Source organism: Lacisediminihabitans sp. H27-G8 (assembly GCF_046156175.1).
GTDB lineage: Bacteria > Actinomycetota > Actinomycetes > Actinomycetales > Microbacteriaceae > Lacisediminihabitans.
The window spans coordinates 125,531-140,018 of sequence record NZ_JAYLVL010000005.1; the positions used below are offsets into that span (position 1 = coordinate 125,531).

At 68.1% G+C, this 14,488-nt stretch carries 15 protein-coding genes; 11 read left to right on the forward strand and 4 right to left on the reverse strand.

Features of this window, described 5'->3' with window-relative positions:
* Complete coding sequence (locus VLI63_RS15605) at window positions 1-1,362, forward strand: amidohydrolase family protein (RefSeq protein ID WP_409157784.1); 1,362 nt, start codon at window positions 1-3, stop codon at window positions 1,360-1,362.
* A 4-nt stretch (window positions 1,363-1,366) separates the two neighbouring features.
* On the opposite strand, the gene VLI63_RS15610 is transcribed toward VLI63_RS15605, so the two are convergent.
* Window positions 1,367-2,308 carry a PDR/VanB family oxidoreductase gene (locus VLI63_RS15610; protein ID WP_409157785.1) on the reverse strand — a complete coding sequence of 314 codons (942 nt, stop codon included), beginning with the start codon at window positions 2,306-2,308 and terminating at the stop codon, window positions 1,367-1,369.
* Complete coding sequence (locus VLI63_RS15615) at window positions 2,305-2,868, reverse strand: helix-turn-helix domain-containing protein (protein WP_409157864.1); 564 nt, start codon at window positions 2,866-2,868, stop codon at window positions 2,305-2,307. Before VLI63_RS15615 ends, VLI63_RS15610 begins: the two co-directional genes overlap by 4 nt.
* 239 nt (window positions 2,869-3,107) lie before the next feature.
* Between VLI63_RS15615 and VLI63_RS15620 the strand changes: the two genes are divergently transcribed.
* From VLI63_RS15620 to VLI63_RS15660, 9 genes are all read left to right on the forward strand, one after another.
* On the forward strand, window positions 3,108-4,382 hold the full coding sequence (locus tag VLI63_RS15620; protein ID WP_409157786.1) for an amidohydrolase family protein: 1,275 nt from the start codon (window positions 3,108-3,110) through the stop codon (window positions 4,380-4,382).
* Window positions 4,383-4,390: 8 nt separating this feature from the next.
* Window positions 4,391-5,170, forward strand: coding sequence for an ABC transporter ATP-binding protein (locus VLI63_RS15625; RefSeq protein WP_409157787.1), 780 nt, complete (start codon window positions 4,391-4,393; stop codon window positions 5,168-5,170).
* Window positions 5,170-6,042, forward strand: coding sequence for an ABC transporter permease (locus tag VLI63_RS15630; protein ID WP_409157788.1), 873 nt, complete (start codon window positions 5,170-5,172; stop codon window positions 6,040-6,042). The genes VLI63_RS15625 and VLI63_RS15630 overlap by 1 nt, the downstream gene beginning before the upstream one ends.
* A 73-nt stretch (window positions 6,043-6,115) precedes the next feature.
* Window positions 6,116-7,291: an ABC transporter substrate-binding protein gene (locus VLI63_RS15635; protein ID WP_409157789.1), complete on the forward strand. Its 1,176-nt coding sequence runs from the start codon at window positions 6,116-6,118 to the stop codon at window positions 7,289-7,291.
* 7 nt (window positions 7,292-7,298) lie between these two features.
* Window positions 7,299-8,072, forward strand: coding sequence for an SDR family NAD(P)-dependent oxidoreductase (locus VLI63_RS15640; RefSeq protein ID WP_409157790.1), 774 nt, complete (start codon window positions 7,299-7,301; stop codon window positions 8,070-8,072).
* Between the two features lie 56 nt (window positions 8,073-8,128).
* The gene (locus tag VLI63_RS15645; RefSeq protein WP_409157791.1) at window positions 8,129-9,448 is read left to right on the forward strand and encodes an FAD-binding oxidoreductase; all 1,320 of its coding nucleotides are present in this window, start codon (window positions 8,129-8,131) and stop codon (window positions 9,446-9,448) included.
* On the forward strand, window positions 9,445-10,227 hold the full coding sequence (locus VLI63_RS15650) for a creatininase family protein (protein WP_409157792.1): 783 nt from the start codon (window positions 9,445-9,447) through the stop codon (window positions 10,225-10,227). The genes VLI63_RS15645 and VLI63_RS15650 overlap by 4 nt, the downstream gene beginning before the upstream one ends.
* Window positions 10,224-10,811: a pyridoxal 5'-phosphate synthase gene (locus tag VLI63_RS15655; RefSeq protein ID WP_409157793.1), complete on the forward strand. Its 588-nt coding sequence runs from the start codon at window positions 10,224-10,226 to the stop codon at window positions 10,809-10,811. The genes VLI63_RS15650 and VLI63_RS15655 overlap by 4 nt, the downstream gene beginning before the upstream one ends.
* A gap of 146 nt (window positions 10,812-10,957) precedes the next feature.
* A complete protein-coding gene (locus tag VLI63_RS15660; RefSeq protein WP_409157794.1) occupies window positions 10,958-11,350 on the forward strand; it encodes a PPOX class F420-dependent oxidoreductase in 393 nt (130 codons plus the stop codon).
* Between the two features lie 13 nt (window positions 11,351-11,363).
* On the opposite strand, the gene VLI63_RS15665 is transcribed toward VLI63_RS15660, so the two are convergent.
* The gene (locus VLI63_RS15665; protein WP_409157795.1) at window positions 11,364-11,963 is read right to left on the reverse strand and encodes a class I SAM-dependent methyltransferase; all 600 of its coding nucleotides are present in this window, start codon (window positions 11,961-11,963) and stop codon (window positions 11,364-11,366) included.
* On the reverse strand, window positions 11,960-13,012 hold the full coding sequence (locus VLI63_RS15670) for a methylenetetrahydrofolate reductase C-terminal domain-containing protein (RefSeq protein WP_409157796.1): 1,053 nt from the start codon (window positions 13,010-13,012) through the stop codon (window positions 11,960-11,962). The genes VLI63_RS15665 and VLI63_RS15670 overlap by 4 nt, the downstream gene beginning before the upstream one ends.
* A gap of 130 nt (window positions 13,013-13,142) precedes the next feature.
* Here VLI63_RS15670 and allB point away from each other — a divergent pair, with 130 nt between their 5' ends.
* Entirely contained in the window at window positions 13,143-14,480 is a 1,338-nt protein-coding gene (gene allB / locus VLI63_RS15675; protein WP_409157797.1) for an allantoinase AllB, read from the forward strand.
* The last annotated feature ends 8 nt before the right edge of the window (window positions 14,481-14,488 follow it).

Below are 14,488 nucleotides of genomic sequence, written 5' to 3' on the forward strand. Positions count from 1 at the left end.
ATGCTCACAATCGCAAACGCCACCCGCATCGTCGTCGATGAAATGACCGAACTCACGGGCACGCTCGTGATGCGGGACGGCGTGGTGTCAGAGATGGCGAACGGAAAGGAGACGGCGCCCGAAAGAGTGACGGCGACCGGAGCAGTGACGGCGACCGAAAATGAGAGAGCGGCCAACGAGCCGCAGAACGCCGAGACCCTCGATGCGAGCGGATGCGTGGTCACGCCGGGTCTCGTCAACGCTCACCACCACCTGCTGCAGTCCGCCTTCCGCACGCTCCCCGGCACGCGTGGCGTGGCGATGCGGGACTGGCTGCCCACCATGGCAGCGGCCTACACCCGCGCGGGTGTGGACGCCGATCTCGCCGCGGTCGCGGCATCCGTGGGTGTGGCCGAAGGGTTGCTCTGTGGCGTCACGACGGTCGCGGATCATCACCTCACCTGGCCGAGCGGCGCGGATTCGGTGGCCATCGCCACCGCGACAGCGGACGCCGCGCGAGCCCTCGGCGGCCGGCTGGTCTTCGTGCGGGGATCCGCGCGCGACGATCCGCAGGAGGCCGCGAGCTCGGCCGAGGCCATCGTGCAGGCGCTGCTCCCCCGCACCGGCGACGGGATGCTGCAGCTCGCCGTCGGTCCGGCCGGAGTGCACAGCGACAGCCGGGAGACTTTCGAGCTGCTCGCCCAGGTCGCCGCAAGGCACGGGCTGCGGCGGCGGACTCAAGCCAACGAGCAGGTGGATGTCGCGATCGCGCTGGAGAAGTACGGCAAACGGCCGATCGACCTGCTCGAGGACTGGGGCTGGCTCGAGTCGGACGTGACACTCGCGCACCTCTGCGACGTGACCGGTGAAGAGATCCGGCGGCTCGCGGCATCCGGCATCACGGCCACCCACGCGCCGGGCTGCGACCTGCCGATGGGGTGGGGGATCGCGCCGGTCGCGGCGCTGAGGGCCGCCGGCATCGTCGTGGGCCTCGGAACCAGCGGCGGCGGGAGCAACGACGCGGGACACCTGCTGGTGGACGCCCGGCTCGCGATGCAGGTGGCGCCGCTCGTCGGGCCGCCGATTGCGGCGCGAGAAGTGCTCGCCATGGCGATGGCGGGCTCCGCCGCCGGACTCGGTCGTCCGGAGCTCGGCAACCTCCGCCCCGGATCCGCCGCGGATCTCTGCGTTTGGGATGTGTCAGGAGTCGCCGATGCCGGCGTCGCGGATCCCGTGGCCGGCCTGCTGTGGGCGAATCCCGGGCGCCGCCCGAAACACGTGGTCGTTGCCGGCCGTCTGGTCGTGCGGGACTACGAACTGGTCGATGCCGACGAACGTGAACTGGTGGCGCGCCTGTCCGCTCGCGTTCCCCGGGAGGCGTAGGAGGCTAGAGCTCCAGCACCAACCTCGGGCAGGCCGCCCTCGAGACACAGATGTACATCACGGAATTCTGCTCTTGCTCGAGGGGCGTGAGGATCGAGTCGCGATGGTCGACCTCGCCCTCCAGAACCGGCGTCTCGCAGGTACCGCAGGTGCCCTCGCGGCAGCTGGAGAGCACGAACACTCCGGCCTCCTCCACCACCTCGAGGATGCTGCGGTCCGGCGGCACGGTGAGGGTCTCGCCGCTCAGGGCCAGCTCCACCTCGAAGACACCCTCGAACACCGGAGCCGCAAGTGGTTTGGCTTCGAAGCGCTCGACGTGCAGCGGATGCCCCCCTGCGGCCGCCTCCACCGCCTCGATGAAGCGCGTGGGGCCGCAGGCATAGATCGTGGCCGCCGGGTCGAGCGAGCCGAGAAGCTCGGCGAGATCCACCCGCGTGCCCTGATCGCTGAGATGGAGTGTCGCCTCCCCGATCTCGTCGAGCAGTGCGAGGGCGGACCGGGATCGCCCCGAGTAGTGGAGCTCGTACCGGATGCCGGAGGCCGCAGCCGCGCGTGCCATCGATGCGATCGGCGTGATGCCGACCCCGGCCGCGAGCAGCAGCACGGGAGAGCCGGGGAACGGCGCGAATTCGAAGTGATTGCGCGGCCCCCGCGCCCGGATCGTGTCGCCCACCGCGAGTGCGTCGTGAAGCCACACCGAACCGCCTCTGCCCGAGGGCTCCCGCAACACGGCGATGCGCCACGTCGGGGCATCCGCAACCAGCGAAGGAAGTAGCGAGTACTGGCGTTCGTCGCCCGAGGGCAGCACGAGGTCGATGTGCGCGCCCGGCTGCCAGTGCGGCAGCGAGGAGGAATCGGATCGGGCGATTTCGAATACGTCGATCGAGTCGGCGACCTGCACGCGCCCAACCACGACGGCGTCGAACTCTGTCTCGTGCGAACTCATCGCGACTCCGGTTTCTCTTTCACGACGAACAGCCGGTAGCCGCCCGGTTCGGCGGCATGCCACCGATGACGGATGCCGCCCGCGAAGTAGACCGAGTCGCCGGCGCGCAGCACCGAAGACTCGCGACCATCGAAGTCCACGATCACGACACCGGAGACCACGTGCAGGAATTCATCGCCCTCGTGCTCGTAGAACTCGCCGGGCACCTGGTTCGAGCCGCGAAACTCCATCGGATGAAACCGTCGCCGGCCATGCACGAGAAGGCGTCCCTCTCCGTCACCGTAGGGGCCGCGGGTGCCCTGGTCTGCATGCACCACCACGATGTCCGACTGGTCGGCCGCATCGTCCTCCGCGGCGGCCATGAGCTCGAGCTGACTGCTGCCGAGGGCGCGCGCGATCTTCTCCAGCGAAGTCATGCTCGGGCGCGCCCTGCCCCGCTCGAGCTGGCTCAGGAAGGGGTGGGACAGGTCTGCACTCACAGCGAGCTGGACTAAAGTTAGTCCTCTGGCTCGACGCAGTTGACGGATACGGCTGCCGATTCGTTCGGCTTGCAGGTCAATCGCGGAATCGACGGTAGTAACGGGGTCCTCCTCACTGTGAGAGCGCTAGCGATCTTGCAGGACGGGAGCGGCCCGGGCAACCCGACGGACTCAGGCTTAATAGATGGAAACGATGCCGTTACATGTCGGAAACGGGGCGTCCCTAGATTCGATGATGTTGACGATATCAACATTTTTCAGCGACCAACTCACCGGTGCGATGGTCGCCCACCCCCGTCGTTCGAGGAAGGTGCCGCACCGTGTCATCCCTGCCCCGCAGCATCCGCCAGCTGACCAATGCGACTCTGCCCGATGGCTCGCGAGTGGATGTCACTCTCGACGGCGGCACGGTGAGCGCCGTGTTCCCCGCGGCGACGCTCGCCGCCAACGCTGACGTCCAGAATGACGGCTCGACTCTCGACCTGACCGGCTTCCTGCTGCTGACGGCCCCCGCCGAACCGCACGCGCACCTGGACAAGGCCCTCTCGTGGGATCTCATCGATCCGCCGATGGGAGACCTCGAGCTCGCTATCGAATCCTGGCGTGACTACACCGCGGTGATGACGGACGAGAGCATCGCCGACCGGGCTCGCCAGGCGGCGATCCTGCTCCTCCGTCAGGGCACCACCGCCGTCCGCACGCACGTGGACATGCTCGTGGGCGACGACCCGATGCGCGGAGTCCGCGCGCTCGTGCGGGTGCGCGAAGAATTCCGCGAACTGATGGACATCGAACTCGTCGCGCTTGCCGGGCCGTTCGTGCCGAGCGAACTCGTCGACGAAGCCCTCGACCTCGGAGTCGATCTGGTGGGCGGTGCGCCGCACCTTGCCGAGGATCCCCTCGCCGACCTCCGCCGCCTCATCGCCATCGCCGAGCGGCGCGGTGTCGGCAGCGACATCCACACCGACGAGAGCCTCACCGGCGCACCGACCCTCGGAGAGTACGCACGGCTCGTCCGCGACTGGACGGTGCCGGCATCCGCGGGCCACTGCGTGCGCCTCGGCACTCTCGAACCCTCCGAGCTCACCGCCGTCATCACCGAGGTGCTCGCGAGCGATCTGGGCATCATCTCGCTGCCCATCACCAACCTCTACCTGCAGGGTTGGCAGCATCCGGTGGGCACCCCGCGCGGGCTCACGGCGCTGAGGGCACTGCTCGATGCCGGAGTGCGCGTCGCGGCCGGAGCCGACAACGTGCGCGATCCGTTCAACCCGGTCGGGCGCAGCGATGCGCTGGAGACCGCGTCGCTTCTCGTCTCGGCCGGGCACCTCACTCTCGACGAGGCCTACGCGGCCGTGAGCTCCGGGGCTCGCTCCGTGATGTCGCTTCCCGTCGCCGGCGTCGAGGTCGGCGCTGCCGCCGAGTTGCTTGCCGTGCGCGGAACCAATCTCTCGGATGTCATCGCCAACGCCTCGGCTGACCGCTTCGTCATCCACGCCGGCCGTCTCGTGGCTCAGAGCACCGTCAGCTATGACGTTGCGGTGCCTCGCGTCGCCGCGGAATCCCCCACACCCTCCCTAGCCGAAACGAGGTGATGCTGAGCATGTCCGCCCCAGCACTCATGAAACCGTCTCGCAGCGCCGCATCCAGTGGCACACTGCTCGACTTCCGCAATGTCGCGATGCAGTTCCCCAACGGCACAGTCGCCCTCAGCGGCATCGACCTCACCGTGAACCGGGGGGAGTTCGTCACCGTCGTCGGACCCTCCGGCTGCGGTAAATCCACCCTCCTGCGCATCGCCTCCGGTCTCGAAACCGCCTCGGAGGGCACGGCAGAGGTCGACACGAAGCGCATCGGCTATGTCTTCCAGGACGCGACGCTGCTTCCCTGGCGCACGGTGCAGGACAACGTCGAGCTTCTCGCCGAACTCAACGGCGTCAAGCCGAAGGAACGCCAGGCGAAGGCGAAGGAAGCGATCGAACTCGTCGGCCTCGGCGGCTTCGAGAAGAACCTGCCCAAGCAGCTCTCCGGCGGGATGAAGATGCGCACATCGCTCGCCCGCTCTCTCACCCTCGAGCCGGAGCTGTTCCTCTTCGACGAGCCATTCGGAGCCCTGGATGAGATCACCCGCGAGCGACTGAACGACGAGCTTCTCAAGCTCTTCGTCGAGAAGCAGTTCGCCGGTCTCTTCATCACCCACTCGGTCTCAGAAGCCGTCTACCTCTCCACCAAGGTCATCGTGATGTCCGGCCGTCCCGGATCGATCGTCGGCACCTTCGACGTGCCGTTCCCGATGCCGCGGGATCCGGACATCCGCTTCACCGCGGAGTTCGCGGAGCTGGTCGGCGAAGTGTCCCACGCGCTGCGAGAGGGGCACCACTGATGTCTGTTGCAGGCTCGGAATTCGCGTCCGGCGCGGGCGCCGGAGATTCTCTGTCGCCTCGCGCGCTCCGGCAGGCGCGCATCAACCGGGTCTACGCCCGGCGGGCCAATCAATGGTGGCCTCCGCTCGCCGTTCTTGCCGTGCTGGTGGGGCTCTGGTATCTCGTGGCGAACTACTACGCCAGCCAGCAGCTCGCCTTCCTCGTGCCCTACCCGCACCTCGTGGTGAAAGCCGCGTTCGCGGATCCGCTGTTCACCCCGCAGCTCGTGGCCGACCTCGGCAACTCCACCCAGGTCGCCCTCACCGGTCTCGTCATCGCGATCGTGATCGGTGTGGTCTGGGCGACGCTGATGGCGCAGGCCAAGTGGGTCGAGCGATCCCTGTTCCCCTACGCGGTGATCCTGCAGTGCATCCCGATCCTCGCGCTGGTTCCGCTGATCGGCGCACTGTTCGGCTATGAATTCCTCTCGCGCGTGATCGTGACGGTGATGATCTCGATCTTCCCGATGGTGTCGAACACGCTCTTCGGACTGCAGTCGACGGATCTGGCCCAGCGCGAACTGTTCAAACTCCAGGGTGCGAGCAAGTGGACCACCCTCACCAAGCTGCAGTTTCCGGCGGCGCTCCCGTCGATCTTCGTCGGACTGCGCAACGCCGCGGGCCTCTCGGTCATCGGTGCAATCGTCGGTGACCAGTTCTTCCAGCGGGGCACACCCGGTCTCGGCGTGCTGATCCAGGTCTCGACTTCCCGGCTCAACGGCGCGGGCACCTACGCGGCCATCCTCACCGCCTCGCTGCTCGGCGTCGCCGTCTTCCTGCTCTTCGGATGGCTCAGCCGGCTCGCCATCGGCAAGTGGTACGACTTCGGCTGATCCGCCTACAGATTTCCACCCGCAGCACCGTTCGCAATCACCCGCAGAATCACACAGCACACGAGGAGTACCAATGCACAAAACAGCAGTCCGCTCCACCATCGCCGTCGGCATGGTGTTCGCTGCAGGAATCGCCCTGGCCGGCTGTGCCAGCGCGTCGCCGAGCAGCAGCACAGCCCCGACCGCCGCAGCAGGCGCCGTCGACCTCTCCGGCGTCTGCCCGGCCACCGTCACCATCCAGACCGACTGGAACCCCGAGGCCGACCACGGTCACCTCTACCAGCTGCTCGGACCGAACCCGGTCATCAACGCCGACAAGAAGTCCGTGAGCGGTGACCTGTACGCCAGTGGCAAGTCCACCGGCGTCAAGGTGGAGATCCGTTCCGGCGGACCGGCCATCGGGTTCTCGACGGTGAGCTCGGAGATGTACAAGGACAAGGACATCACCCTCGGCTACGTCTCCACCGACGAGGCCGTCCAGCTGTCCGCGAGCCTGCCGACGACCGCGGTATTCGCCGAGAACGACATCTCCCCGCAGATGATCATGTGGGACCCGGCGACCTACCCCAAGGTCAAGACCATCAAGGAACTCGCCACCGCGCTGAAGAACGACGGCGGAGTCGTGCGTTACTTCCAGGGCGCCGCGTACATGGGCTATCTGCAGGGATCGGGCATCCTTCCGGAGTCCCAGACCGATGGTGCCTACGACGGCACCCCGGCGAAGTTCGTCACCGCCAAGGGCAAGGACGGCCAGCAGGGCTTCGCCACCGCCGAGCCGTACATCTACCAGAACGAGGTCTCGGCCTGGGGCAAGCCCGTCGACTTCCAGTTGATCAACGACACCGGGTACCCCATCTACCCCGAGGCGATGTCGGTGCGTTCGTCCGAGCTCTCCACCCTCAGCCCGTGCCTCAAGAAGCTCGTGCCGGTGCTGCAGCAGGCCGACGTGGACTACATCTCGAAGCCGGCGGCAACCAACAAGCTGGTCACCGACCTCGTGACGGCGTTCAACAACGGCTGGGTCTACTCCGAGAAGGTCGCGGACTTCGGCGTCAGCCAGATGAAGAAGCTCAAGATCGCCTCGAACGAATCCAACGCCTATGTCGGCGACATGGATGAGGCCCGTGTGCAGAAGGTCATCGACATCGACACCCCGCTGTTCACCGCGTCGGGTTCCGCACCGAAGGCCGGCCTCAAGGCGGCCGACCTCTTCACCAACGAGTTCCTCGACACGTCGATCGGATTCTGAACCACCCATGAGTGATCCACTGGTGACGACGACCCCGGCCCGCCCCGCGCGGCTCGCCGGCAAGCGTGTCGTCGTCACCGGTGGCGCTCGGGGAATCGGCGGCGAGATCGCGCGTCGGTTCGCCTCGGAGGGTGCGCGGATCGCCGTTCTCGACAGGCTGGTCGAGGAGGGCACCCGGCTGGCCTCCGAGGTCGGCGGCACCTTCATCCCGGTCGATCTGGTCGACCCGATGGACACGGCAGATGCCACCGCCCGCGCGATCGACCACCTCGGTGGCGTCGACATCCTCGTCAACAGCGCTGGCATCCTGCGCTTCTCCCCGCTGCTCGACGTGACCGTGACCGACTGGAACGAGATGTTCTCGGTCAACGCCCGCGCCATGCTCACCACCATGCAGGTGGCCACCCGGGCGATGATCGCCGCCGGTTGCGGGGGCAAGATCATCAATCTCGCGAGCATGGCCGCGAAGACGGGCGGAGCCGGTGAGGGACACTACGCCGCCTCGAAGGCCGCCGTCGTCGCCCTCACCCGCGTCGCCGCGCTCGAGTGGGGAACTCACGGCATCACGGTCAACTCCCTCTGCCCCGGCTATGTACTCACCGACATGGGCGCGGCCACCCGCACCGACGAGGACATCGCGACCTGGTGCGGATACTCCCCCCTCGGCCGACTCGGCGAGCCCGCGGATGTCGCGGGCGTCGCCCTGTTCCTCGCGTCTCCCGACGCCGACTATCTCACCGGACAGGCGATCAACGTCACCGGCGGGATGGTCATGCACTGATGTTGAACCTGCACTGACGTTGAACCCGCACTGACATTCGATTCGAAGGACCATTGATGAACGACTTCCCCATCGCCGCACTCGAGGCCGAGTTGCGCGAACTGCTCGGTGACCGCGGCGTCAGCGTCGAACTGGCCGCACGCCAGCGGGCCTCCACTGACGGGGCGCACCTCTCCCCCGTGATCAACGAGCAACTGCCGCTCGGGCTCGCGGAGCTCGTGGCCTACCCGGCGAGCGCGGAGCTGATCGCGGCGACGGTCGCGGCGGCCGTGCGGCACGGCATCCCGATCACGCCGCGGGGCAAGGGCACCGGAAACTACGGCCAGGCCATCCCGATGGCCGGAGGCCTGGTGCTCGACATGTCCCGCGCCCGGGCGATCACCGAGGTCGGCGACGGGTTCATCACCGCGGAGGCCGGTGTCTCGATGGCGGCTCTCGAGCAGGCCGCCAACAAGGCCGGCCAGCAGATTCTCATGTATCCCTCCACGGCCAACTCCTCGCTCGGTGGCTTCCTCTCCGGGGGCTCCGGCGGCACCGGATCGATCAAGCACGGCTCCAACAGCCAGGGCTTCGTCGCCGCGCTCGACGTGGTGCACGCTGTGGCGGATGCCTCGCTCGTGCACGTCGCCGGTGAGGCCGCGCAGCCCTACGTGCACAACTACGGCACCGCCGGGATCATCGCCCGGGCCACCGTCGTCACCGAGCCGCTGCAGGACTGGCGGGGATTCTTCGCGAGCTTCGACACCTTCGAGCAGGCGATCTCCGTGATCAGGGAGATCGGCGCCCTCGAGCCCACCCCCCGCCTGGTCTCGGCGGACCTGGCGACCCTGGCCAACGCCCTTCCGCCGGATCCGGCCATTCCCGCCGACCGGGCGAGCCTGCGGGCGATTCTCGATCTCTCGACGGTTGCCGCGGCGACGGCCCTGGTCGAATCGGCCGGGGGCCGGGTCGAGGACGTGCGCGAGGGCGCGCAGGCCACGATGAGGATCAGCATGATGTCCTACAACCACCCCATCGAGTTTCTGCAGAAGGTCTACCCCGACCGCTACTTCCACGTGGAAGTCAGCGGCGACGCGCTGGTGGATCGCATCGACGAGGTGCACGCGGTGTACCCCGGTGGCATGCTGCACATCGAGGCGCAGCACGAGCGCCCGATCGGCATGCTCGCCGGTGTCTACTCCAGTGCGGAGGAGGTCTTCGCGGGCTTCGAGAAGCTCACCGAGCTGGGCGTCGGCTACCACAATCCGCACCAGTGGTTCGTGGACTTCGAGCCGGAACGCACCGCCGCCCTCGCGGCGACGACCGACCCGCAGCGCCTGCTGAACCCGGGCAAGCTCGTCGCTCCGTCGGTGTCCACCGGAGCCAAGGTCTCATGAGCATCACGTCCCGTGACCTGGTCAACCTCTCCGGGCCGGCCGCCGCTGCCGCTCTCACCGAGGACTCCATCCTGGTGCTGCCGACCGGTGCGATCGAACACCACGGTCCACACCTGCCGCTCTCGACCGACTTCCTGATGGCCGACATGATCGGGCGGGCGGTCGTCGAGTCGGCGGCATCCGCCGGTCAGGATGTCTGGTTGCTTCCGCCGCTCGCCTACACGAAGTCGGACGAACACCACTGGGCGCCCGGCACCGTGTGGCTCACCTGGGACACCCTCATGCAGACGGTGGTCGACATCGGACGCTCGGTGGCCGCGACCCCGGCGAAGACTCTCGTGTTCTACAACGGGCACGGCGGAAACATCGCTCTCCTGCAGGTGGCCCTCCGAGAGCTGCGGCGGCGCTTCGGCCTGCGCACCTTCCTCATGGGCACCGGCATCATCGCCGGTGACGGCGACGTCGGCCCGGATGAACGCGGCTTCGGTATCCACGGTGGCCACGAGGAGACATCGATGATCCTGCACCTGCGGCCAGATCTCGTGGACATGACGCAGGCCGACCGGTGGGTTCCCGACCACATGGCCGACCTGAAGCACATCAAGTTCAACGGCGGCCCGGTGAGCTTCGGCTGGCTGTCGAACGACTTCGGGCCCGTGGGCGTCATCGGCGACGCGACCGGTGCGACCGCCGAGCACGGTCGCGTGATCTTCGACCGCGCTGTGGCGAACGGTGTCTCGGCGCTCGACGAGATCGCCCGATTCCGGCACCGACCATGAGTGAACCGCAGAGCCCCTGGCAGGTGGTCCAAGAGTGGCTGCCCGGCAACGACGAGCCCGAACGCCCGCAGATGAACCTCTCGACCGTGAGCATCACCGGGGAACCGGATGCCCGCACCGTGCTGCTGAGCGAATACGACTCTCAGGGGTTCTACTTCCACACCGACGCCCTGTCGCGCAAAGCGGCCGCGATCGTCGCGAACCCCGCCGTCGCCCTCACCTTCCTCTGGCCCGGATTCACCAAGCAACTCGTGGTGCAGGGGCGCGCTGAGGTCGCCCCCGCGCACGAGATCGCTGCCGCCTACCGGGCCCGCTCGCCGTTTCTCCAACAGTTGGCCTGGCAGAACACCTTCGAGTTCGCCCAGTTGCCGGATGATGAACGTCGCGACCGCTGGGCGACCTTCACCGAGGAGCACACCGTCGGGGCATCCGAGCCCGTCTTCTCCCAGCCCGAGACCTGGATCGGCTTCCTGGTGCGACCCACCCGTATGACCTTCTGGTCGAGTGGATCGGATGCCCCGAGTCGCCGGGTCGAATACCGCGCGACCTCCGGCGGCTGGACTGTGGCGTACCTGCCAGGCTGAGCCGTCCCTCTTCTGCATGACTCCTGCAGTCTGGCGGCCGCCAGCAGGGGTGCCCGCAAACACGGGGGACTTCTCGCGGCCCGGGGCACACTGCGGGAGTTGTGCAGCGAGAGATTCGGTGTCCGCCGGAATGAGAGAATCGGGTCATGTCCGCTCCCCAGCTCACCGACGACGGCGTCCGCTTCGTGACCGAGCGGCACCTCGCCACGCTCTCGACTCTCTCCCGCAACGGATCTATCCACACGGTGCCGGTCGGATTCACGCTTCATGACGGCACCGCGTTCATCATCACCTCGCGCTCCTCGCAGAAGGTCCTGAACGCGCGTCGCTCCGGCCACGCCACCATCTGCCAGGTGGAGGGTGCCGGCTGGGTCACCCTCATCGGCCAGGCTGAGGTGCTCGAAGACCCCGAGAGCATCGCCCTCGCCGTTGCCCGCTATGCCGAGCGCTACCGGCAGCCGCGGGTGAATCCCGAGCGGGTCGCCATCGCCGTGCGTGTGGAGCGGATGCTCGGATCCTCCGGGTTCATCGAACGCTAGCTGTACTGCTGAGTCAGGCGGGCTTCGTCGCCAGGAGGATCGTGTCGATCGCCACGGAGCCGTCCGCCGTCGTGCGGTCGTAGCGGCGGCACTCAACGATGTCGAGACCGGCTGCGGCGGAACGCACCGCCTCGAGGCCCCAGAGCATCGCGGGGTCCTTCGGGCCGCCGGTCCCGTGCTGGAGGTTCTCGCTGTCGTGGCCGATCATGGCCAGCGTGCCTCCGGGAGCGAGAGAGGCTATCGCGTTCGAGATCGCAGCGGTGAGCTCTGTCGCGGGCAGCTGGAGGTAGGCGACGACCACGAGGTCGGCGGGGGTCGGCGACACCCAGGTGGTGGCATCCGCCGTCACCCAGTGCAGTTCGAGACCGGCGGAGGCGGCGCGCTGCCTCCCGATCGCGAGGCCCGCCGAAGCGAAGTCGACAGCCGTGACCCTCCAGCCGCGAGAGGCCAGCCACAGGGAGTTCCGCCCCTCTCCGGCGGCAAGGTCGATCGCCGATCCGGGAGGGAGAGTGCCGGTGACCCGCTCGACCCAGGCGTTCGGTTGTATCGACCACACCGGTTCGCCGGATGCCGCGGCGGCGGCATAGCGGTCATTCCAGAAAACGTCGCTCATGAGACATCCAATTCGTCGGAGATGCGGGCGAGGGCTTCGGCGAACCAGGCTTCACGCCCGGGACCGGTGCCGCCAGAGAGGTTGATGCCACGGACCCCGTCGATCTGCAGCAGTTCTCGCCCGAGTTCGACCGCGGCGGCGATGCCCTCGGCGAAGGGATCGCGCGCGGCGAGGATGCGGTCGAGATAGCCCTCGGGCAGCACGAGGGTCGTGAAGCTCTGCAGCAGTTCCGCACTCTCGCGGTCGACCACTATCGGCACGCACGGGATGAACATCATCGTGGCGCCGAGCTGCCTCGCGGAATCGACGAACGCGGCGACAGGCGCCGCGCCGCCGGCATGATTGACGAAACAGACCTCCGCGCCCGCGTGCATCTTCTCCAGCAGTCGGGCCGGGCGCCGGTCGACGGGAGGCGTGGCCGGGGACTCTCCCACCGACACCAGGTGCCCGGCGGCACGGGCGAGTGCGGCGGTCTCGGTCGAGTCGAGGTCGAAGACGGGCGCGGCATCCGGTCGGCTGCCGGTGAGGGTGTGGTCTCCGGTGACGCAGTGCACGCCCACGACGCCGACGTGCGCCAGGCCGGCGAGCTCGCCCTCCAGCGCGACGCGGTTGCGATCGCGGCAGTTGAATCCGGTCCACACCGGAAGGCCGGCGGACTGGATCAGGTGCGCACGATAGGAGGGTGCGAACTGCACGCGGGCGGCACCCGCGTCCCCGGCGAGCACGGCATCCACCCGGCCGGAGAGGATGTCAGCGCACTCGGCGATCGACGCGGCATCGAGGGCACGCGCCGGGAAATCGGCGACGACGATCGCACGTGTGCGCAGGAGCGCTCGCATCCGCTCCGCTCCGGCGGATGCCACGGGCTGGGGCAGCGGGTCGGCCGCACCGGGCTCCACCTCGCGTTCGATGCCATGCCAGCGCACCGTCGGCAGCGCGAGGAACACGCACGGAGCCGGTGACACCTCGCAGCTGCCGTCGAACTCGACCCCGCCGCACGGACCGTACTCCATGTGCTTGGGGCACGCGTCGAGCGCTGCGATCGTCATCCCCTCATTATTCAGGAACCTGTGGGAAGGATCGGGCGGATGTCACCCACCGAGGTCCCTCTGGTGAACAGTCGTCCCTCCCGCCCCACAGGTTCCTGAATAATGAAAGGACCAGACGAGGGGGACGCGGATGACCGCACGGTTCGAGTTGGTCGTGGGGGCAGCATCCGCCCTCATCGACGGGGTGTTCCGCCCCGCGTGGGTCGGGATCACCGGGGGCCTGGTCGCCGCAATCTCGGACCGGCCGCTCGAGGGCTCGAGCGAAGTCACCCTCGCGGAGGACGAGGTGCTCCTTCCCGGACTGGTCGACACCCATGTGCACATCAACGAGCCCGGCCGCACCGAGTGGGAGGGCTTCGCCAGCGCCACCCGCGCCGCTGCCGCCGGGGGCGTGACCACGCTGATCGACATGCCCCTCAACAGCATCCCCACCACCACGACCGTCGACGCGCTCGAGATCAAGAGACGCAGCGCGGCCGACACGGCGATCGTCGATGTCGGATTCTGGGGTGGCGCCGTCCCGCAGAACCTCGGTCGGCTTCGTGAGCTGCACGACGCCGGAGTCTTCGGGTTCAAGGCCTTTCTCGCGCCATCCGGGGTGGACGAATTCGATCACCTCGATGCGGCCCAGCTGGAACAGGCCCTCGAGGAGATCGCCGGGTTCGGCGGGCTGCTCATCGTGCACGCCGAGGACCCGGGCGTACTCGACGCCCATGCCAACGCCGGCGGCACGGACTACCACCGCTTCGTCGAATCCCGGCCGGATGAGGCGGAGGTGACGGCGATCGAGCGGGTCATCGCGGGAGTGCGCCGCACGGGGGCGAGAGCGCACATCCTGCACCTGTCGTCCGCCGCGGCCCTCCCGGCGCTGAGAGAGGCACGGGCGGAGGGCCTGCCGATCACCGTGGAGACCTGTCCGCACTACCTCGCCATCAGCGAGGAGCAGGTGCCCGACGGCGGCACCCAGTTCAAGTGCTGCCCGCCCATCCGTGGGGATGCAAACCGGGATGCCCTGTGGCAAGCCCTTCTCGACGGCGACATCGACATCGTGGTCACCGACCACAGTCCGAGCACCGCCGCCCTCAAGTTCGCCCACGACGGAGACTTCGGCCTGGCCTGGGGAGGCATCGCCGGGCTGCAGACGGGACTCGCCGCCGTCTGGACGGAGGCTGCGCGCCGCGGAATCCCTCTCGAACGGGTGATCGGCTGGATGGCGACGGGCCCGGCAGACTTCGCGGGACTCGGAGCGAAAGGCCTCATCGCGGTCGGTGCGGCCGCCGATCTGATCGCCTTCGCACCACAGGCGACCTTCACGGTGCACGCCTCCGAGCTCCTGCACAAGAACCCCGTGAGCGCCTACGACGGGCGCGAACTGGGCGGGGTCGTGCGGCGGACCTGGCTGGCGGGGCATCCGGTGTCCGTCTCCGCGGATGCAGCGAGCGGTGGCACACTGCTCAGTCGGCCGTGAACGTCGTT

Excerpts from the sequence above, each read along its gene's own strand:
- VLI63_RS15605 (WP_409157784.1), top strand. The coding sequence starts at position 1 with ATGCTCACAATCGCAAACGCCACCCGCATCGTCGTCGATGAAATGACC.
- VLI63_RS15610 (WP_409157785.1), bottom strand. The coding sequence starts at position 2,308 with ATGAGTTCGCACGAGACAGAGTTCGACGCCGTCGTGGTTGGGCGCGTG.
- VLI63_RS15625 (WP_409157787.1), top strand. The coding sequence starts at position 4,391 with ATGTCCGCCCCAGCACTCATGAAACCGTCTCGCAGCGCCGCATCCAGT.
- VLI63_RS15630 (WP_409157788.1), top strand. The coding sequence starts at position 5,170 with ATGTCTGTTGCAGGCTCGGAATTCGCGTCCGGCGCGGGCGCCGGAGAT.
- VLI63_RS15635 (WP_409157789.1), top strand. The coding sequence starts at position 6,116 with ATGCACAAAACAGCAGTCCGCTCCACCATCGCCGTCGGCATGGTGTTC.
- VLI63_RS15640 (WP_409157790.1), top strand. The coding sequence starts at position 7,299 with ATGAGTGATCCACTGGTGACGACGACCCCGGCCCGCCCCGCGCGGCTC.
- VLI63_RS15645 (WP_409157791.1), top strand. The coding sequence starts at position 8,129 with ATGAACGACTTCCCCATCGCCGCACTCGAGGCCGAGTTGCGCGAACTG.
- VLI63_RS15650 (WP_409157792.1), top strand. The coding sequence starts at position 9,445 with ATGAGCATCACGTCCCGTGACCTGGTCAACCTCTCCGGGCCGGCCGCC.
- VLI63_RS15655 (WP_409157793.1), top strand. The coding sequence starts at position 10,224 with ATGAGTGAACCGCAGAGCCCCTGGCAGGTGGTCCAAGAGTGGCTGCCC.
- VLI63_RS15660 (WP_409157794.1), top strand. The coding sequence starts at position 10,958 with ATGTCCGCTCCCCAGCTCACCGACGACGGCGTCCGCTTCGTGACCGAG.
- VLI63_RS15665 (WP_409157795.1), bottom strand. The coding sequence starts at position 11,963 with ATGAGCGACGTTTTCTGGAATGACCGCTATGCCGCCGCCGCGGCATCC.
- VLI63_RS15670 (WP_409157796.1), bottom strand. The coding sequence starts at position 13,012 with ATGACGATCGCAGCGCTCGACGCGTGCCCCAAGCACATGGAGTACGGT.
- allB (WP_409157797.1), top strand. The coding sequence starts at position 13,143 with ATGACCGCACGGTTCGAGTTGGTCGTGGGGGCAGCATCCGCCCTCATC.